17 protein-coding genes and 7 tRNA genes are annotated in these 19,273 nt (G+C 47.0%); 20 read left to right on the top strand and 4 right to left on the bottom strand.

All coding sequences use genetic code 11. The features are described from left to right. Positions 1 to 7 precede the first annotated feature (7 nt). The 8 genes from orn (at position 8) to Pcarn_RS12480 (ending at position 1,520) form a co-directional block, all read left to right on the top strand. Positions 8 to 553, top strand: coding sequence for an oligoribonuclease (gene orn / locus Pcarn_RS12515; protein ID WP_261834169.1), 546 nt, complete (start codon positions 8 to 10; stop codon positions 551 to 553). A 110-nt stretch (positions 554 to 663) separates the two neighbouring features. Next, positions 664 to 739, top strand: a tRNA-Gly gene (locus tag Pcarn_RS12510). Between the two features lie 42 nt (positions 740 to 781). Continuing rightward, a tRNA-Met gene (locus Pcarn_RS12505) sits at positions 782 to 858 on the top strand. A gap of 122 nt (positions 859 to 980) precedes the next feature. Further along, positions 981 to 1,056, top strand: a tRNA-Gly gene (locus Pcarn_RS12500). Positions 1,057 to 1,096: 40 nt separating this feature from the next. Next, positions 1,097 to 1,173: transfer RNA gene (locus Pcarn_RS12495), tRNA-Met, on the top strand. 39 nt (positions 1,174 to 1,212) lie between these two features. After that, positions 1,213 to 1,288: transfer RNA gene (locus Pcarn_RS12490), tRNA-Gly, on the top strand. A 40-nt stretch (positions 1,289 to 1,328) separates the two neighbouring features. Further along, positions 1,329 to 1,405, top strand: a tRNA-Met gene (locus tag Pcarn_RS12485). A gap of 39 nt (positions 1,406 to 1,444) precedes the next feature. Beyond that, a tRNA-Gly gene (locus tag Pcarn_RS12480) sits at positions 1,445 to 1,520 on the top strand. A 474-nt stretch (positions 1,521 to 1,994) separates the two neighbouring features. On the opposite strand, the gene queG is transcribed toward Pcarn_RS12480, so the two are convergent. Next, positions 1,995 to 3,125: a tRNA epoxyqueuosine(34) reductase QueG gene (gene queG / locus Pcarn_RS12475; protein ID WP_261834168.1), complete on the bottom strand. Its 1,131-nt coding sequence runs from the start codon at positions 3,123 to 3,125 to the stop codon at positions 1,995 to 1,997. Positions 3,126 to 3,267: 142 nt separating this feature from the next. Between queG and tsaE the strand changes: the two genes are divergently transcribed. The 8 genes from tsaE to hflC all read left to right on the top strand — a co-directional run bounded on the left by tsaE (position 3,268) and on the right by hflC (position 12,237). Next, positions 3,268 to 3,732 (top strand): tRNA (adenosine(37)-N6)-threonylcarbamoyltransferase complex ATPase subunit type 1 TsaE, encoded by a 465-nt coding sequence (tsaE, locus tag Pcarn_RS12470; protein ID WP_261834167.1) that lies wholly within the window; start codon positions 3,268 to 3,270, stop codon positions 3,730 to 3,732. Positions 3,733 to 3,773: 41 nt separating this feature from the next. Beyond that, a complete protein-coding gene (locus tag Pcarn_RS12465; protein WP_261835683.1) occupies positions 3,774 to 5,417 on the top strand; it encodes an N-acetylmuramoyl-L-alanine amidase in 1,644 nt (547 codons plus the stop codon). Then, positions 5,414 to 7,324, top strand: coding sequence for a DNA mismatch repair endonuclease MutL (mutL, locus tag Pcarn_RS12460; RefSeq protein ID WP_261834166.1), 1,911 nt, complete (start codon positions 5,414 to 5,416; stop codon positions 7,322 to 7,324). The genes Pcarn_RS12465 and mutL overlap by 4 nt, the downstream gene beginning before the upstream one ends. After that, positions 7,314 to 8,246 (top strand): tRNA (adenosine(37)-N6)-dimethylallyltransferase MiaA, encoded by a 933-nt coding sequence (miaA, locus tag Pcarn_RS12455; RefSeq protein WP_261834165.1) that lies wholly within the window; start codon positions 7,314 to 7,316, stop codon positions 8,244 to 8,246. The genes mutL and miaA overlap by 11 nt, the downstream gene beginning before the upstream one ends. Before the next feature lie 160 nt (positions 8,247 to 8,406). Beyond that, positions 8,407 to 8,667 carry an RNA chaperone Hfq gene (hfq, locus tag Pcarn_RS12450; protein WP_261834164.1) on the top strand — a complete coding sequence of 87 codons (261 nt, stop codon included), beginning with the start codon at positions 8,407 to 8,409 and terminating at the stop codon, positions 8,665 to 8,667. Positions 8,668 to 8,716: 49 nt separating this feature from the next. Next, entirely contained in the window at positions 8,717 to 10,006 is a 1,290-nt protein-coding gene (hflX, locus tag Pcarn_RS12445) for a ribosome rescue GTPase HflX (protein ID WP_261834163.1), read from the top strand. 45 nt (positions 10,007 to 10,051) lie between these two features. Continuing rightward, on the top strand, positions 10,052 to 11,248 hold the full coding sequence (hflK, locus tag Pcarn_RS12440; RefSeq protein ID WP_261834162.1) for an FtsH protease activity modulator HflK: 1,197 nt from the start codon (positions 10,052 to 10,054) through the stop codon (positions 11,246 to 11,248). A 2-nt stretch (positions 11,249 to 11,250) separates the two neighbouring features. Then, the gene (gene hflC / locus Pcarn_RS12435; RefSeq protein WP_261834161.1) at positions 11,251 to 12,237 is read left to right on the top strand and encodes a protease modulator HflC; all 987 of its coding nucleotides are present in this window, start codon (positions 11,251 to 11,253) and stop codon (positions 12,235 to 12,237) included. 58 nt (positions 12,238 to 12,295) lie between these two features. On the opposite strand, the gene Pcarn_RS12430 is transcribed toward hflC, so the two are convergent. The 3 genes from Pcarn_RS12430 to rpiB form a co-directional block, all read right to left on the bottom strand. Continuing rightward, the gene (locus tag Pcarn_RS12430; protein ID WP_261834160.1) at positions 12,296 to 12,481 is read right to left on the bottom strand and encodes a DUF2065 domain-containing protein; all 186 of its coding nucleotides are present in this window, start codon (positions 12,479 to 12,481) and stop codon (positions 12,296 to 12,298) included. Positions 12,482 to 12,612: 131 nt separating this feature from the next. Beyond that, on the bottom strand, positions 12,613 to 13,287 hold the full coding sequence (rpe, locus tag Pcarn_RS12425) for a ribulose-phosphate 3-epimerase (protein WP_261834159.1): 675 nt from the start codon (positions 13,285 to 13,287) through the stop codon (positions 12,613 to 12,615). Positions 13,288 to 13,292: 5 nt separating this feature from the next. Then, positions 13,293 to 13,730: a ribose 5-phosphate isomerase B gene (gene rpiB / locus Pcarn_RS12420; protein WP_261834158.1), complete on the bottom strand. Its 438-nt coding sequence runs from the start codon at positions 13,728 to 13,730 to the stop codon at positions 13,293 to 13,295. Between the two features lie 256 nt (positions 13,731 to 13,986). Here rpiB and Pcarn_RS12415 point away from each other — a divergent pair, with 256 nt between their 5' ends. The 4 genes from Pcarn_RS12415 (at position 13,987) to Pcarn_RS12400 (ending at position 19,228) form a co-directional block, all read left to right on the top strand. Beyond that, entirely contained in the window at positions 13,987 to 15,384 is a 1,398-nt protein-coding gene (locus Pcarn_RS12415; RefSeq protein WP_261834157.1) for a sucrose-specific PTS transporter subunit IIBC, read from the top strand. A 47-nt stretch (positions 15,385 to 15,431) separates the two neighbouring features. Next, positions 15,432 to 16,850 (top strand): glycoside hydrolase family 32 protein, encoded by a 1,419-nt coding sequence (locus Pcarn_RS12410; protein ID WP_261834156.1) that lies wholly within the window; start codon positions 15,432 to 15,434, stop codon positions 16,848 to 16,850. 16 nt (positions 16,851 to 16,866) lie between these two features. Further along, a complete protein-coding gene (locus Pcarn_RS12405; protein WP_261834155.1) occupies positions 16,867 to 17,757 on the top strand; it encodes an SIS domain-containing protein in 891 nt (296 codons plus the stop codon). Between the two features lie 154 nt (positions 17,758 to 17,911). Next, a complete protein-coding gene (locus tag Pcarn_RS12400) occupies positions 17,912 to 19,228 on the top strand; it encodes an adenylosuccinate synthase (protein ID WP_261834154.1) in 1,317 nt (438 codons plus the stop codon). Positions 19,229 to 19,273: the final 45 nt, after the last annotated feature.

The raw sequence follows: 19,273 nt of genomic DNA, 5'->3' as shown, positions 1-19,273 counted from the left end.
TTCCTCAATGGCACTAAATGAAACCAACCTTATCTGGGTTGACCTGGAGATGACGGGTCTTGACCCAGAAACCCACAAGATCATCGAAATCGCATCAATCGTTACCGACAGTGAACTCAATATCTTGGCTGAAGGGCCTGTTATTGCTATCCATCAACCAGAGTCTGAATTAGATAAGATGGATGACTGGTGCACTAACACCCACACCAACAGTGGTTTGGTTGAGCGTGTCAGAAAGAGTGACATTACTGAAGACCAAGCGGTTGAGATGACTATAGAGTTCTTGAAGCAGCATGTTCCTGCTGGTGCCTCTCCCATCTGTGGCAACAGCATTGGTCAAGATCGTCGTTTCCTATACAAGCACATGCCTGAGCTTGAGCAATACTTCCATTATCGTTATGTAGATGTAAGTACTCTCAAAGAGTTAACACGCCGCTGGAAACCAGAAGTTTTGGATGGTTTTTCTAAGCAGGGCGTGCACTTAGCACTGGATGACATTCGAGAATCTATCGCTGAACTTAAGTACTATCGCCAAACTATTATGAAGATCTGATGTTTTTTTGTTCGTTCAAATCGATTTTCTGATTTTTTTATAAATAGGGGTTGCATCACATTAAATTCCACTTATAATGCGCAACCCTAAACGGCGAAAGTCGTTAGAAAGCGACACTAGCTCAGTTGGTAGAGCGCAACCTTGCCAAGGTTGAGGTCACGAGTTCGAACCTCGTGTGTCGCTCCAAATTTAAAAGCCTTCATCATGCTTAGAATGGTGAACTACGGACGCGGGGTGGAGCAGCTTGGTAGCTCGTCGGGCTCATAACCCGAAGGTCGTCGGTTCAAATCCGGCCCCCGCAACCAAATTCAAGACAGTTTGATTGTTATTCATAACCCTCAGGCCGTCGACGGTAGCGCCGCCCGGTACAAATCCGGCCTCGCAACCAAATTCAAAGTTATTCGATAAAAAATCGAGTATCTGTGAAGCGACACTAGCTCAGTTGGTAGAGCGCAACCTTGCCAAGGTTGAGGTCACGAGTTCGAACCTCGTGTGTCGCTCCAAATTTAGCCTTCATCGTGCTTAACGGTGACACAATACGGACGCGGGGTGGAGCAGCTTGGTAGCTCGTCGGGCTCATAACCCGAAGGTCGTCGGTTCAAATCCGGCCCCCGCAACCAAATTCAAAGTTATTCGATAAATAATCGAGTATCTGTGAAGCGACACTAGCTCAGTTGGTAGAGCGCAACCTTGCCAAGGTTGAGGTCACGAGTTCGAACCTCGTGTGTCGCTCCAAAATTAGCTTTCATCGTGCTTAACGGTGACACAATACGGACGCGGGGTGGAGCAGCTTGGTAGCTCGTCGGGCTCATAACCCGAAGGTCGTCGGTTCAAATCCGGCCCCCGCAACCAAATTCAAAGTTATTCGATAAACAATCGAGTATCTGTGAAGCGACACTAGCTCAGTTGGTAGAGCGCAACCTTGCCAAGGTTGAGGTCACGAGTTCGAACCTCGTGTGTCGCTCCAATTTTCTCCTCTTTAAATAATTCTCCAAATACCAAATCAATAAACCAGCACTTTCCTGCGATTTAGTCATCTTTATCATATTAAATTCACAGACTTATCCACAATGCCTATTCTGTGGATAACTTGGTTGATAAAAAATTTTCTATCCTTAATTTAACGATCTTTTGTCAAGATCCTTTTTCAGAATAAAAATGACCGCTTATATAGCTATTGATTTAAAGCCTTGAATTGACTGTGTTTGGCGGGCTTTTCTAAGATCCTATAGTTCAAATTTCAAGATCTCTTGTTACGCATTCTTTGATCTTTGTCATGAATTTAAACTGTGTTTAACTTTAGTGCATGCTTAATTGAGTTTGTGCCGGGAATCTTTTTCCACATTAGACTACCTATGCAGTGCAATTATCTGCTGAGATAGTGGGCAAAGCCTCTATAGATGGTTTTCATGTCCCAGAATTCCAGATAGATTCACTAGACTCACGCGTCTCGTGGTAGACCCTTTTGCACTATTCTGATCAGCCTTTCTTTTTTAGTAGATCGATTTGGTCTTTGTTGGTGCAAGCGCTCCAAAGCCTCATTGATGTGGGTATCTAATACTTCACCAAGACCAAGTTTAGACTCTAATGCCTCGATTGCATCATGGGAAAATGGACCATTGCCAATGGCAATACTCAGATTCCTCAACCACTGTAGATAACCTATACGACGAATCGCAGAACCTTCGAAATTTTTGAGGAAAGTTTTCTCATCCCAAGAGAATAGATTTAGCAGTTTGCTATCGGTTAGTGCCTCTCTTCGATGGAAGTCTTCGATAGAGGTTAGACCGGCTGCGCGATTATGTGGACATACCAACTGGCAATCATCACAACCGTAGATACGGTTGCCCATAGCTTGGCTAAGCTCGGCATCAATCACACCATCATATTCGATGGTGAGGTATGAGATGCACTTTCTCGCATCAACCACACCCTCTTCTACTATGGCGCCGGTCGGACAGCTGGTCATGCAAGCGGTGCATTTTCCACAGTTGTCTTCGGCCGGTGTATCTACCGGAAGGGGTAAGCCTATCAGTATTTCTCCTAGGAAAAACCAAGAGCCTGCTTCTTTGTTGAGCAGAAGTGAATGTTTGCCTCTCCAACCAAGACCAGCTTTTTCAGCTAGAGGCCTTTCAAGGACAGGGGCAGAGTCTACAAAGGGGCGGTAGTTGAGAGCCTCAAATTCTGGATTAGATGCTATCTCTGCTTCAATTTGCTGACCTAGCTGTTTGAGCCTATTCCTCATCAGTTTGTGATAGTCGCGTCCAAGAGCGTAGCGACTAATGTAGGCTGTGGAGGTGTCTTCTAGATTGCTAGCAAAGCCCGCCTGAGGGGGAAGGTAATCGAGTCTCACGCTGATCACTCGCACTGCACCCGGATGCAATTCTTCTGGATGGATGCGTTTTTCGTGATTGCGCTCCATCCAACTCATTTCACCGTGATAGCCCTCATCTATCCAACGTTGCAGTCCTTGCTCGTGCAAGGATAGATCTGTGTCGGTAATTCCTACCTGTTGGAAACCCAACTCTTTACCCCAAACCTTAATTTTTTCGGCTAATTGACACAAATCCATAGGAACACTCAATAATAAGAATAAACTCACACCTAATTTAGGAGACGGAGTCTACCCAAAAACGCTGGGTTACTCGACAAAAGTCTTCTAATTGAGATAATGAACGACTGACATCAATAATAAGCATAGGCTTGCTAGAATCATGAGCCAGAAGACCTTTCAACTAAAAGACGAACTCGACACAATAAAACTGGGTACCCAGCTATCAAAACTGTGTTCACAGCAAACGACTATCTATCTACACGGTGACCTCGGTGCCGGTAAAACCACATTTAGCCGTGGCTTCATTCAGTCTTTGGGTCATCAAGGAAATGTAAAGAGCCCAACCTATACTCTAGTGGAGCCCTATGCCTTAGAGCCATGGCAGGTATATCACTTCGATCTTTATCGTCTAGCCGATCCAGAAGAGCTAGAGTTTATGGGGATTCGTGATTACTTCACCCCAGATGCTATCTGTTTGGTGGAGTGGCCAGAAAAAGGTGAGGGCATGTTGCCTGAACCGGATCTCGATATTGATATCCGCTATCAAGGTGAAGGGCGAGTGGCAACAATAAAAGCGAACAGTGAAGTGGGCAATCGCTTGGTAGAAAACTTGGAGTTAAGTTGAAAAAGAAGTTTTGGTGGGGGATCGTAGCGTTTTTCTTCTCGATGCTCTCCTCCGCAGTACATGCAAACGAAATCAAGGATATCAGGGTAAACACTTCTAAGAGTGAGACCCGCACGGTTATCGATCTCTCTGCATCAGCTGAGTACAGTTATTTCACACTGGCGACACCACATCGACTGGTCGTTGACCTTAAAAACACCAAAAATAGTGCTAAGTTGCCTAAATCGGTAACTAAAAGCCCTATTTTAACCAAGATTCGAGAGAGCAGTCCACCGGACGGCTCTTCTTTTCGTTTGGTGTTTGAGCTGAAGTCCAACGTCTCACCAAAGCTGTTTAAGCTAAACCCAGGTGGTGGTTCCGGCCATCGTCTCGTTATTGACTTTCCGATCTCAGGTTCTGCATCAGCCAGTACGGCTACGCCTGCACCAAGTAAACCTGTGACTGCTGTTAAGAGAGCTTCAAAGGCTAAGCGAGACGTCCTTATCGTGATCGACCCTGGTCATGGTGGTAAAGACCCTGGTTCAATAGGTCCCTCTAAGAAATATGAGAAGAACGTTACCCTTAGCGTGTCTAAGAAACTGGCCGCACGTTTAAATGCGACTCCAGGTGTGCGTGCACGTCTTACTCGCACCGGTGATTACTATGTGGGGTTAGATCAGCGCATTGCCATCGCCGATAAAGATCAGGCACATCTGTTTGTCTCTATCCACGCAGATGCCTTTACCTCGCCTCAGCCAAGAGGAGCATCGGTATTCTTCCTTAACGACCGCCGCACCAATACGGAAATCGCTCGTTGGGTTGAGAACCATGAGAGACAATCTGCGCGCTTGGGCGGAAATACAACCGTTACCCGAAATGATAGAAACGTAAATAAGACTCTGCTCGATCTGCAATTTACTAACTCTAAACGTGAAGGTGAGAAGCTAGCGACCGAGATCTTGGCTGAACTCAAGAAGATAGCAAGACTGCACAAGAGTAAACCCGCGGAAGCGAGCCTTGCGGTGTTGCGTCAGCCGCAGATACCATCGGTTCTGGTTGAGCTTGGTTTTATCTCCAACCCAACCGAAGAGCGCTTGTTATTCCAACGCTCATATCAAGACAAGTTAGCAGGCGCACTCACCAATGCGATAATGAAGTATATGAAGGCGAACCCGCCAGAGAATACTCATTTCGATAGCTCGACTCCAAGTGTTGGTGGCTCAGGTATTTATGTGGTGAAAAGCGGAGACTTTTTGTCTCGCATTGCCGCCAACCATGGTGTAACAGTTTCTGCGATTAAGCGTGCTAACAATCTCAAGAGCGATACGGTTCGAGTGGGGCAAAAACTGAAGATCCCATCATCCGGCTCTTCTTCAAACCTGAACACAGTTGAAACCCAGACTATCACTCACGTAGTTCGCTCTGGTGAGTTCCTTGGCAAAATAGCCAGTCGCTATAAGGTTTCAGTATCTGCGATTAAGCGTGAGAATAACCTTAAATCAGATCAGGTTCGTGTAGGGCAGAAGCTGAAAATCACGGTAGCGGTTAAGGATGCACCTATACGCAAACATAAGGTTCAGCGTGGTGAGTTCCTCGGTAAAATCGCTTCAAGATACGGGGTGAGCGTGAGCAGTATTCGCAGTGCAAACAACCTCCGCTCTGACGAACTGGCAATAGGACAAGTACTGATAATTCCAAATAAATGAGTGAGATAAGCATATTACCGGCCAGGCTGGCCAACCAGATAGCAGCAGGCGAGGTGGTAGAAAGGCCTGCCTCTGTAGTTAAAGAGCTGGTTGAAAACAGCATTGATGCAGGTGCTACCCGAATCGATATAGATATCGAAAAAGGGGGCACCAAGCTTATCCGTGTGCGCGATAATGGTAAGGGCATAGCCAAGGATGAACTAGAGCTTGCCCTGAGTCGTCACGCCACCTCAAAGATTAAAACCTTGGATGACCTGGAAGCCATCTTAAGCCTTGGCTTTCGTGGTGAAGCGCTAGCCAGTATCAGCTCTGTTTCAAGACTCACTCTGACTTCAAGAACACCTACCCAAGAACAAGCGTGGTCTGCCTATTCTGAAGGGAGAGACATGAAGGTTAAACTGCAACCGACCGCGCACCCGGTGGGTTCGACGGTTGAAGTGCTTGACCTCTTCTTTAATACTCCCGCTCGTCGTAAGTTTCTGCGCACCGAAAAGACCGAGTTTTCTCATATTGAAGAATTGCTAAAACGCATCGCTCTGAGTCGCTTTGATATCACTATCAACCTTCGCCACAACGGCAAGATGATAAAGCAATACCGAGCAGCAAAAGCCGAGGCGCAATGGGAGAAGCGAGTTCAATCTGTATGTGGCGCTCAGTTTGCTCGTCATATGTTAAGGGTTCAAGTGGAGCACCAAGGGCTTAAGCTCAGCGGATGGATTACTACTCCTGAGGGCGCACGCCTGCAAAGCGACCTGCAATATTGCTACGTGAATGGTCGCATGATGAAAGACAAGCTTATCAATCATGCGATCAGGCAGAGCTATGAGCTTACCCTGAGGCCTGAACAATACGCCGCGTATGTGTTGTTTATAGAAGTTGACCCGCATCAGGTGGATGTGAATGTTCACCCAGCCAAGCATGAGGTACGTTTTCATCAGGCGCGCCTGGTGCATGACTTTATTTATCAAGCATTGGTCGATGCGCTGGGACAAACCCAGCAAGCAGAGCAACCTCGTAGAGAGAGTGCTTATGCTGTGCCAGTGCCTGAAGCACCATCAGAGCCCGAGAAGCCCAAGCCGGTGATAACGGATACTTGGTCAACTGAGCGCGGTGTAAGTACCCAATGCAGACAACAGCAAGAGGCGAACGCGATTCGCCACGCGTCTTCATATCCAAGCTCAGAGGGGCACTCTCGTACACAGTCGGTACAAGAAGCACCAATTTCACCCCCTAAGCCCAGCAGTAAGCCACAGCCCAAGCGTGAAGAACCAAAGCAGGTCACCGCTGAAGAGGCAAGGATTTACCAGGAGCTGCTGACGGTAGAGCCTGAGGTCGAGTTACCTAAAGCGAGCAAACTAGGTAAGGCGCTCTCGGTTGTGGAGAAAAGGTACCTGCTGGTACAAAGTGATGTAGGTCCAGCATTGGTGAACTTGGCTCGCGCAGAGGTACTTAAACTACAGCTACAACTTAGTGTCGAAGAGCGTAATCTGGTTCCTCAGCCTTTGCTGATTCCACTGGCTCTTCGAGTAAATGAAGTCGAAGTGCAGAAACTTAAGCAATATTCCGCTATATTGCAGCGCTTCGCGATCCAGCTGATGTTCAAATCCAACGCTAAGGTTATGGTGATGGCAGTGCCACAGCCGCTGCGTAATCAAAACCTCCAGCACTTGTTTGCTTCCTTGCTGTTGCTGCTTCAAGGGGAGTCTCAGTTAGAGGCGCAAACCCTATCCAATTGGATAGCAGAGCAGTTGGCTGATGCAGACAAGGAATACAGCTTGTCTGAAGCGGTGCAGTTGATGTCTGAACTGGAGGGCGCATCTGCACAACGGCTAGATTTGAACGATAATAGATTTATTCAAACCGTGGACTTCTCCACTCATATAAAAGCTTTTACAAATGAACGATAAATGGCCTCTGGCTATCTTTTTAATGGGACCGACAGCATCTGGCAAGACCGAGCTTGCAATCCGTCTTCGACAAAGATTCCCAATAGAGTTGATAAGTGTGGATTCCGCTCTTATTTATAAAGGGATGGATATAGGTACAGCCAAGCCGAGTGCTGAAGAGCAGGCAGCTGCGCCACACCGCTTGATCGATATCCTAGACCCGAGCGAGTCCTATTCCGCGGCCGATTTTCGTCGTGATGCCCTTGCTCAGATGGAGGAGATTACAGCCCAAGGTAAGATCCCTATGCTGGTGGGCGGTACCATGCTCTATTACAAGGCATTACTTGAAGGCTTGTCACCGCTTCCTGCGGCCAATCCGGAGATCCGTGCCGAGATAGAGAAAGAGTCTAAAGAAAAGGGCTGGCAGTCTCTGCATGATGAGCTTAGAGAGATAGACCCAGTATCGGCGGAGCGTATTCATCCCAATGATCCACAGCGACTGTCTAGAGCCCTTGAGGTGTATCGCATCTCAGGTAAATCTCTAACAGAGCTTACGGAGCAAAAGGGTGACCCAATTCCGTATCGTGTGAAGCAGTTTGCTATAGCACCAAAAGAGCGCTCTGAACTGCATCGTCGAATCGAACTTCGCTATGAAAAAATGGTGGAAGCAGGCTTTGAACAAGAGGTGAAGGACCTATACCAACGTCCTGATTTACATGCAGATCTTCCATCGATCCGCTGTGTTGGTTATCGTCAAATGTGGGGCTACCTTGACGGAGAGTACAGCTTTGACGAAGCTATCTTTAAGGGAGTGTGCGCGACACGTCAACTAGCCAAGCGCCAGATTACCTGGCTTCGAAGCTGGAAAGACCTGACTTGGCTGGATAGTGAAAATATCGATCATGGGGTAGAAACCATCGCAAATGTCATAGCATCTGATTGAATTTGCTGTGTATAATAAGATCGTTTTGCATAAATAATATCTGGACACGGAACGTAACTTACTGCAGGTATTATTTTGATTTAGCTCGGATGCGTAAAAAGTACACTTATTGCTGTCGATTGCTAAAAATTACAACTACAAACCAAAAAGGAAAATAACAATGGCAAAGGGGCAATCTTTACAAGACCCATTTCTGAACGCACTGCGTCGTGAGCGCGTGCCAGTTTCAATTTATTTAGTCAATGGCATCAAACTGCAAGGTCAGATCGAGTCTTTCGATCAGTTCGTGATCCTGCTGAAAAACACTGTAAACCAAATGGTTTATAAGCATGCTATTTCGACTGTAGTTCCTGCACGTGCAGTTACTCACCACAGCAACAACGAGCGCGGTGATCGCCCTCAAGAGAAATCTGAAGACTAATTGAAAAAGATACAAGAAAACCAAAGGTTCTGTGTAAGGAGTTTATCGCTTGTTTGACCGGTATGAATCAGGTGAACAGGCGGTACTTGTTCATATCAACTTTACACAAGAAGGGGAGTGGGAAGACCTAGCTGAATTTGAGATGCTGGTATCTTCCGCGGGCGTGAACAACCTGCAAACCGTGACAGGCAGTCGACAATCACCTCATCCAAAATATTATGTTGGTGAAGGCAAGGCGCAGGAAATCTCTGATGTAGTTCAGCAGACCGGTGCCGAGATCGTCATCTTTAACCACGCCCTTTCTCCCGCTCAAGAGCGAAATCTAGAACAGTTGTGTAAATGTCGAGTTTTGGATCGAACAGGTTTGATCCTAGACATCTTTGCACAGCGTGCGCGAACCCATGAGGGTAAGCTTCAGGTTGAGCTGGCGCAGTTGCGTCACATCTCTACTCGATTGATTCGAGGCTGGACCCACCTTGAAAGACAGAAGGGTGGTATTGGTCTTCGCGGACCGGGTGAAACCCAGCTTGAGACCGACCGACGCTTACTACGAGATCGAATCAAAGCCATCTTACGTCGCCTAGAGCGAGTTGCAAAACAGCGTGAGCAAGGCCGTCGAGCTCGTAAACGTGCTGAGATTCCTACACTTTCGCTGGTGGGTTATACCAATGCCGGTAAATCGACCCTATTCAACCGCATTACTGAGGCAAGTGTGTATGCGGCTGACCAATTATTTGCAACTCTTGACCCTACACTGCGTAAGATAGAGTTAGACGATGTTGGTTTGGCGATTTTGGCTGACACCGTTGGTTTTATTCGACATCTTCCCCATGACCTAGTTGCTGCATTTAAGGCTACCCTGCAAGAAACGCAGGAAGCTGACATCTTGTTACATGTCATAGATGCGAGCGATGAGCGTTTTAGGGAGAATATCCATGCTGTAGACGTTGTGCTTGAAGAGATTGATGCTCATGAGATCCCAACTCTATTAGTAATGAATAAGATCGATAACCTTGAGGGTGCTACTCCTCGCATCGAATATGATGATGAGAATAAGCCTGTCAGGGTCTGGGTATCTGCTATGGAAGGTCAGGGCATAGAACTCTTGTTCCAAGCTTTGACTGAACGCTTAGCGAGTCAAATGGTCGAATACAAATTATGTATTCCTCCTCGTTTTCAGGGAAGATTACGAAGTGTGTTATTCAACATGAAATCGATTCGCCAAGAAGAGTATGATACCGAAGGTAACTTGTTGATTGATATCAGAATGCAACAGGCTGATTGGGCTAGGTTGCAAAAGAGAGAAGAAGTGGAGTTGGACGACTTTATCGTCGTTTAAAAGACTGCTACTTTATAACGTCATATCTAGTGATGGAGTTTTCTAATGGCGTGGAACGAGCCTGGAAATAACAACGGAAACAATGGCCGTGATAATGATCCTTGGGGAAACAATGATCGCGGAAACCAAAACTCTGGAGGCCGCAATCAAGGGCCACCGGATTTGGATGAAGTATTCAATAAACTGAGCCAAAAACTCGGTGGTAAGTTCGGCGGTGGCAAACGCGGTGGCGGGTCATCAATGGGCGGCGGTGGCGCAATCGGATTTGGCCTTATCGCAGTTATCGCAGTTTTTGTTTGGTTTGCATCTGGCTTCTACACAGTAGGCGAAGCCGAGCGTGGTGTGGTTCTGCGTCTGGGTAAATACGACCGTCAGGTTGATCCAGGTCTGAACTGGCGTCCGCGCTTTATTGATGAAGTGACCACTGTAAACGTTCAAGCGATTCGTGCTCTACAGGCATCTGGTCTGATGCTGACTAAAGACGAAAACGTAGTAACGGTACAGATGGGCGTTCAATACCGAGTGTCTGACCCGTACAAATACCTTTATCGTGTAACTAACGCAGATGACAGTTTGCGTCAGGCTACTGACTCTGCTCTACGTGCGGTAATCGGTGACTCATTGATGGATAGCATCCTGACCAGTGGTCGTCAGCAAATCCGTCAAAGCACTCAAGAAACACTTAACCGCATCATCGACAGTTACGACATGGGTATCCTAATCGTAGACGTGAACTTCCAGTCTGCTCGTCCACCTGAGCAGGTTAAAGATTCATTCGATGACGCAATCGCAGCGCGAGAGGATGAAGAGCGTTTCATCCGTGAAGCTGAGGCATATAAGAACGAAATCTTGCCGAAAGCGACAGGTCGTGCAGAGCGTCTGAAGAAGGAAGCTCTTGGTTACAGCGAACGTACTGTTAATGAAGCCTTTGGTCAGGTTGCTCAGTTCGAGAAACTGCTACCTGAATACCAAGCAGCTCCTGAAGTAACGCGTAATCGCCTATACCTAGACACTATGGAAGAGGTTTACTCGAATACGTCTAAGGTTCTTATCGACTCTGAGTCGAGCGGTAACCTACTGTATCTTCCAATCGACAAGCTAGCAGGCCAAGAGAGCGGTTCAACCAAGCGTTCGACTCGTTCAACCTCAGCCTATGACCAGATTGAGTTAGAGCCAGAGACGCCAATTACTCCGTCTCAAAGCCAGACTCGTCCAACTACTACTCGTCAAGGGAGAAACTAAGAATGCGTAAGTTGATGATCCCAGTATTGGTAGTGACGCTTGCACTAATGCTGATGTCAGTATTTGTAATTCCAGAGGGCGAGCGTGGTATCGTAGTTCGATTCGGTCGAATCTTGAAGGACAACACAGATATGTCTCGTATCTACGAGCCGGGTCTGCACTTCAAGATGCCTCTGTTCGATAACGTTAAACGCCTAGATGCGCGTATCCAAACTATGGATGGCCGTGCTGACCGTTTCGTAACCTCAGAGAAAAAAGACGTAATCATCGATTCGTACGTGAAATGGCGTATCGAAGACTTCGGTCAATACTACCTAGCTACAGGTGGTGGTAACGCTCTAACGGCTCAGGCTCTACTTGAGCGTAAGGTTACCGACGTGCTTCGTGCAGAAATCGGTTCGCGTGAAATCAAGCAAATCGTTTCTGGTCCACGTAACGACGATGTACTACCTGATGAATCAGAGCTAGACGAAACCGTTTCTGAAGCGGCGCGTCAGGCTGTAGAGATTGACGGTGAGCGTGATAAGATCATGTCAGTAGTACTAGACGATACTCGTCAGAGCGCTATGGATGACTTGGGTGTTCGCGTTGTTGACTTCCGAATGAAGAAGATCAACCTACCGGATGAAATCTCTGAGTCTATTTACCGCCGTATGCGTGCTGAGCGTGAATCGGTTGCTCGTAAGCACCGTTCTCAAGGTCGTGAGAAGGCTGAAGTTATCCGCGCACAAGCTGAGCTAGAGGTAGCGACGGTTCTTGCTGAAGCAGACAGAACTGCTCGAGTTACCCGAGGTGACGCTGACGCACGTGCTGCTAAGATCTATGCGGACTCTTATAACAAAGACCCAGAGTTCTTCAGCTTCATCCGTTCACTACGTGCGTATGAGAAATCATTTGCTGAGAAAGGGGACATCATGGTTCTCGATCCTAAGAGCGATTTCTTCCGCTTCATGAACGACTCTTCAGGCAAAGCTCCAGCAGCTAAATAATCCTGAACACAAAATCAGAAAAGGACTCCAGTTGGAGTCCTTTTTTTATGCCTTGGGTTTATACCATCATGGTGATGATGACTACGCCTGCGACGACTAGGCATCCGCCAATTCGTCTTAGTTGAGTATCTGGCTGAGCGCTGAGTTGGGCTATCATCTGGCGCCAACCATTAGGCGCGATAAGCGGACCAATTCCCTCAAAAAACAATACTAAGCCGATGGCAAGCCATATGGATTCAGACATTTGCGTTCCACTTTTTCTATTGATAACAGCAGTGTACCAATCCTAGTTTATGAACGGAAACCGAACAGCAGACATAAAAAAACCGCTTCAGGAGCGAAGCGGTTTATAGGGTGTCGGGGGACGAATTCATATTAGGCGGCTACGGCTTCTTTTTGGCCTAGCGCACGAAGGTTTTCCATTGTCTCTGCATAGGTGCCTTCTTTACCAAATAGACCAGCAGTGCCTAGGATGAAGTATTCAACCTTGTCACCCAGTCTTTCGATAACGTCTGGGCTGATAGCACCATCGATAGCGATCTTGGTGTTAGTGCCTTGCTGTTCGATCATCTCGATGATGCGTTCAATGCGATTGAATGCATTTGGAATGAATTTCTGACCAGCAAAACCAGGATTTACTGACATCACTAGGATTACGTCAGTGACGTCTAGAACATCTTCGATAGCACTTAGTGGTGTTCCTGGGTTGATAGCCAAACCTGACTGGATACCTTTAGCTTGGATATTGCCTAGGGTACGGTGCAGATGCGGCGGCGCCTCTGCGTGGATATACATCAGCTTTGGACCAAGGGCTGCGAACAGATCGATGAATTGGTCTGGGTTAGACAGCATTAGGTGCACATCATAGTCGATATCGGTAAGGTCGCGGATCGCCTTGATGTCCTCTGGACCTAGTGCAAAGTTAGGTACAAAGTGACCATCCATTACGTCGATATGTAGCATGTCTACATTGGCTTTCTCTAGCTCTTGAAGCTCAGTCGCTAGCTTAGAGAAATCTACACACATCATTGAAGGGCAGAACTTGCTCATGGTGATTACTCCTCTAGTGCTGCAATCATGTTGATACGGTTTTGGTGACGACCACCTTCGAATTCAGCCGATAACCAGCTGTCGATGATCATCTTCGCCAGTTCGATACCAATAACACGGGAACCGAAGGCTAGGATGTTGGTGTTGTTGTGCTCTTTAGATAGCTGAGCTGTGTATGGGTCGCTACATACTACAGCGCGAATGCCTTTCACCTTGTTAGCGGTCAGAGAGATGCCAACGCCTGTGCCACAGATCAAGATACCTTGGTCCGCATCACCGTTTGCAACAGCTTGCGCTACCGCTTGGCCGTACTTTGGATAGTCAGTACGTTCAGTAGAGTGAGTACCAAAATCTTCTACCTCGATACCTTTCTCTTGTAAGTGTTTGATTACTAGATCTTTATGTTCAATACCAACGTGGTCACAGCCAATAGCAATTTTCATATTCTCGTCTCGAACGGTGTGAATTTACGGATAAGTTTACAAATTAAATCACAGCTGTAAACCATAAAAATTCCGGTAAATAATACGAAAAATCATAAGTTATTGTTTTTGTTAAAATAAAAAGTTTACAGAAAAAATCACAAATATAAAAATTTCACGAAATGATTCATTTTGTGATCTATAACCAAGATGAATCTAAAATTTATTGTTACTTTGAAAAACAGATAAACGAGAAACAAACAGGTAATAGGTTGTTATGTCTTACGCAATGATTGCTGAAGAGCTAGTGGGCTTCTTAGGTGGGAAAGAAAACATAGTATCCGTCGCACACTGTGCGACACGCTTACGTGTCATGGTTGCCGATGAAGAAAAAATAAATAAAGACGGCATCGAAGACACAGAAAAGGTTAAAGGCGCGTTCTTTAACAGTGGCCAGTATCAAATCATCTTTGGTACTGGCACAGTAAACCGAGTGTTTGAGGCGGTAGAGAGCTTGAACCTCTCAACCTCAAGCAAATCAGAAATTAAAGAGGTAGCGAATCAACAAGGTACAGCAGTGCAACGTGCTATCCGTACCTTCAGTGATGTGTTCGTTCCTCTTATCCCAGCGCTGGTAGCAACCGGTCTATTCATGGGTCTTCGCGGTCTAGTGACTCGCCCTGAAGTGTTAGCGCTGTTTGGTTTGACCCCAGAATCGATACCAGCAAACTTCATCCTTTATACCCAAATTCTGACTGATACCGCATTCATCTTCTTACCAGCTATGGTGGCTTGGTCTGCAAGCCGAGTGTTTGGTGGTACGCCTTTGATAGGCTTGGTCTTAGGTTTGATGCTGGTATCTCCGGCACTGCCAAACGCATGGGCGGTTGGTTTTGGTGATGCTGACCCACTGATGTTCTTTGGTTTTATCCCTGTATTGGGTTACCAAGGTTCTGTGATCCCAGCCTTCATCGCAGGTTTCTTGACCGCTAAACTTGAGCGCCGTATCCGCTCTATCATGCCGGAAGCCTTTGACCTAGTAATGACCCCGTTCCTGACCCTACTCATCATGAGTGCGGTTGCGCTGCTAGCAGTTGGTCCTCTATTCCACATGGTTGAAGTAACCATGGTTGAGACCACTAAATACCTGCTTGAGCTACCGTTCGGTCTGAGTGGTCTATTCATTGGCTTTGTATGGGACCTAATCGTAATCACAGGTGTTCACCATGTATTCAACCTGCTTGAGATTCAGCTTCTAGCAAACGAAGGCAGCAACGTATTCAACGCCCTGATCACTGGTGCTATCTCGGCTCAAGGTGCAGCCTGTCTTGCGGTAGGTATGAAGACCAAGAGCAAGAAGCTTAAGGCACTGTGCTATCCATCAACCTTCTCAGCGTTCCTAGGTATTATTGAGCCAGCCGTATTTGGTGTGAACCTTCGCTACTACCGTCCATTCGTGTTCGCTCTGATCGGTGGTGCTGCAGGTGGCTTTGTTGCTCAAATCCTTGGTCTAGCAGCCAGCGGCATGGCAGTAACGGTTCTTCCTGGTGCTCTGCTTTATCTTGATGGCCAGTTGATGTCTTACTTCTTGGTACACGCAGTGAGCTGTAGTGTGGCATTCATGTTGACCTACTCATTCGGCTTCTCTGACAAGATGCTAGACAAGAAACAATAAAAGAATAATTAAGGGCCCTCGCACATGAGGGCCTTGGAGTTTGAGATATGTTATCTGCTGACCAAATCTACATTAACAACGTTCTGGCTAAGTCTTTAAATCAAAAAGACACCTATGATCCTTACCGTCCGCTGTGGCACTTCTCACCCCAGTTTGGACTGCTGAATGACCCCAATGGATTGGCTCACTTTAATGGTGAGTTTCATCTTTTCTATCAGTGGAATCCGCTAGCCTGCGAACACGGAGCAAAGGCGTGGGGACACGCTACCAGTAAAGACCTGCTTTCATGGCAGCATCAACCGCTGGCTCTTGCTCCGACTCAAGACTTTGAAACTCACGGCTGTTACTCGGGCTCCGCTATCGAAGTGGATGGTGTGCTTGAGCTCTTTTACACCGGCAATGTGAAGTTTGAGGGTGGTGATCGCACGGCCTATCAGTGCCGCGCAACCCTAGAGTCAGGTTCGCAGGTAGAGAAAAAAGGCATAGTCCTAGAGTTACCGTCTGGCTATAGCGGTCATGTGCGTGACCCTAAGGTTTGGAAGCACGCTGACCACTATTACATGGTACTGGGTGCAGAAGACCTAGATTACAAAGGCAAGGTGATTGCCTATCGCTCTACTGACCTAAACAATTGGCAGCTAGTTGGCGAGGTATTTGGAGATGGTCTAAATGGTCTGAATTCAGATGATTTTATGCTCGAATGTCCAGACCTTTTCCCTCTGCAAGATCAGCATGTGCTAGTGAGCTGCCCTAAAAACTGGATTGATGTGGATGGTCGCAAGGTAGAGACCTTTGATGTGACTTATCACTTGGGTGATTTTGACTATCAAACCGGTAGCTTCGGTCACGGTGAGGGCACGTTGATGGACCATGGCTTCGATTTCTATGCGCCACAAACCTTTGAAGATGACGCAGGGCGTCGCATCTTGTTTGGTTGGATGGGCAAACCTGATGAGTTTGAACCTTATCAACCAACTATTGCCCATGGTTGGATTCACCAAATGACTTGTGCCCGTGAACTAATCATCCAAGATGGCAAGTTAAAGCAGGCGCCTGTTTCAGAGATTAAGCAGATGCGTGCTGGGGCGAAAGAGGTCTCTGGTAGTCAGGTCGTTTTATCTGGTGTGTCATCTGAACTTGAACTGAACGAGCTTTTAGGTAAACAGCTGAGCATCAAGGTATCTGCAGATCTTGAGATCCTAGTTGATGGCAATGGTTTGACTACCCATAGACGTAACCTAAAAACAGGCGAAATTCAGAGCTTGGTTTGGCAAGGTGAGGTAGAACAACTGCAACTGCTTCGTGATGCTTCATCTATCGAAGTCTTTATCAACCGAGGCGAAGGCGTAGCAACATCGCGCTTCTTCGAGACAGAGCAAGATGCTGAGTATGTTGGTGGCTTTAAACTAGAATCTGAGTCTTTGCTGAGCGGTCAGTTCTGGCAACTGCGCGCACCGCAGTCATGACGGCAGGGAGAGCTATATGTATACTAATGCGATTGACTCACCAGAAATGATACTGTCAGTGGATCTCAATCAAGTAATTCCTAACATTCGTATGCGCATGCCATCGCTCACTCGCACTGAGCAGTCCATCGCAGAGAATTTTCTTAAGCCACACTTCTTGCAAAAAAGCACCTCTATCAAAGAGGTGGCTGAGCGACTAGGTGTATCTACGGCGCTTATCGTTAAGGTTTCTAAGAAGCTTGGCTTTAGTGGCTTTAAGCAACTTAAAGATGCGCTGAATGCCCAGCACGGTTCAGATACCTATCTGCCGAGCGAGCAGTTGCTGCCCGATGATTCGTGCAATGAGATCGTGAGTAAGGTACTGCAGAATTCCATCAGTGCGCTGACTGAGATCCTGAACTTTGTCGACGCCAACATGGTAAGTGCAGCGGCGGATGCGCTGATCAATGCCAAGAACATTGAGCTGTATGCGGTAGGTGGTTCAACCATCATCTGTGAGGACCTGCAGCATAAGCTGCTTCGTTTCGGTATCCGCGCCAACGTGCCAAAAGATAGGCACCTGATGCTGATGTCGGCTAGCGTGCTGGATGAACAAGATGTGGTGCTCGTGGTGTCTCACTCAGGCCAAACTGTGGACCTGATGGACGCTGTGCGAGTGGCGAAACAATCGGGCGCGACCATAGTCTCCATCACCAATAACTATCACGCTGAGCTATCTCAATTGTCTGACTGCCCACTGTTTGCTCCGGCATCGCCAGAGCCTCTGCTAGGCAAGAACGGTATTGCCCGTTTGGTTAAGCTTGCCATTATCGACAGCCTATATGCGGTTGTTGCAAGCAAGATCCCAGAGCGGGTAAAAGATAATCTCGATAAAACTACCAACGCGGTTTCACTACTGCACAGGTAGGCTATCAATAGAGTGGGTGGTTATGCTCGTTATCCGAACTAATCCGCCACCTCTTTTTCATGAAACACCGAATTACATTTGTGATTAAAAAATGACTGCAAGAGATTTAATTCGGTGCTAGAATCCTTTTTTAACTATCAATCAGAACGGAAAGATGGGAAATAACGTAGTTGTTTTAGGCACCCAGTGGGGTGACGAAGGTAAAGGTAAAATCGTTGACCTTTTAACTGAAGATGCAAAATATGTGGTTCGCTACCAAGGCGGTCACAATGCAGGCCACACTCTAGTTATTGACGGTGAAAAAACCGTTCTCCACTTAATTCCATCAGGTATTCTACGTGATAACGTGAAATGCGTTATCGGTAACGGCGTAGTACTATCTCCTGAAGCTCTACTGAAAGAAATGAAGCCTCTTGAAGAGCGCGGCATTCCAGTGCGTGAGCGTCTATTCGTTTCAGAAGCTTGTCCTCTAATTCTTCCATACCACATCGCTGTAGACCAAGCGCGTGAAATCGCTCGTGGTAAGAAAGCAATTGGTACAACTGGTCGTGGTATCGGTCCAGCTTATGAAGATAAAGTAGCCCGTCGCGGTCTTCGCGTTGGTGACCTGTTCGACAAGCAAGCTTTCGCTGAGAAACTAAAAGAAGTGATGGAATACCATAACTTCCAACTAGAGCACTTCTACAAAGCTGACACTGTAAGCTACGAAGATGTACTTGAAGAGTGCATGGGTTACGCTGACCTACTAACTTCTATGGTTATGGACGTAACTGATGAGCTAGACGCAGCACGTAAGCGCGGCGACAAGATCATGTTCGAAGGTGCTCAAGGTACGCTTCTAGATATCGATCACGGTACTTACCCGTACGTAACCTCTTCTAACACAACTGCTGGTGGTGTTGCTGCAGGTTCTGGTTTCGGTCCTCGCCATGTTGGTTACATCCTTGGTATTACTAAGGCTTACTGTACTCGCGTAGGTTCAGGTCCATTCCCAACCGAGCTATATGACGGTCTAGACAAGCAAGACCCTGTAGGTAAACACCTAGGTGATGTTGGTCACGAGTTCGGCGCAACCACTGGTCGTCTGCGTCGTACAGGTTGGTTCGATGCTGTAGCTATGCGTCGTGCAATCCAAATCAACTCTCTATCTGGTATGTGTCTAACTAAGCTAGACGTACTAGACGGTCTAAAAGAGATCAAGATCTGTACTGGCTACAAGATGGCTGACGGTACGGTTCTAGAAGTATCTCCAATGGCTGCTGAAGCGTTTGAAGAAGCGACTCCAATCTACGAAACAGTTCCCGGTTGGTCTGAGACTACCTTCGGTGCTACATCTATCGATGACCTACCACAAGCAGCTCTAGACTACATCAAGCGTCTTGAAGAGCTAACTGGTGTGCCAATCGACATTATCTCTACCGGTCCTGACCGTAACGAGACTATCATCAAGGTTCACCCATTTAACTCTTAATCCAGTTAAGTTAAGAATTAAAAAAACCGGCTTTTCAGCCGGTTT

The sequence above is a fragment of the Vibrio ishigakensis genome, from assembly GCF_024347675.1.
In the GTDB taxonomy this organism is placed as follows: domain Bacteria; phylum Pseudomonadota; class Gammaproteobacteria; order Enterobacterales; family Vibrionaceae; genus Vibrio; species Vibrio ishigakensis.
The sequence above is the reverse complement of the archived record's forward strand: the minus strand, read 5'-3'. Positions and strand labels throughout refer to the sequence as shown.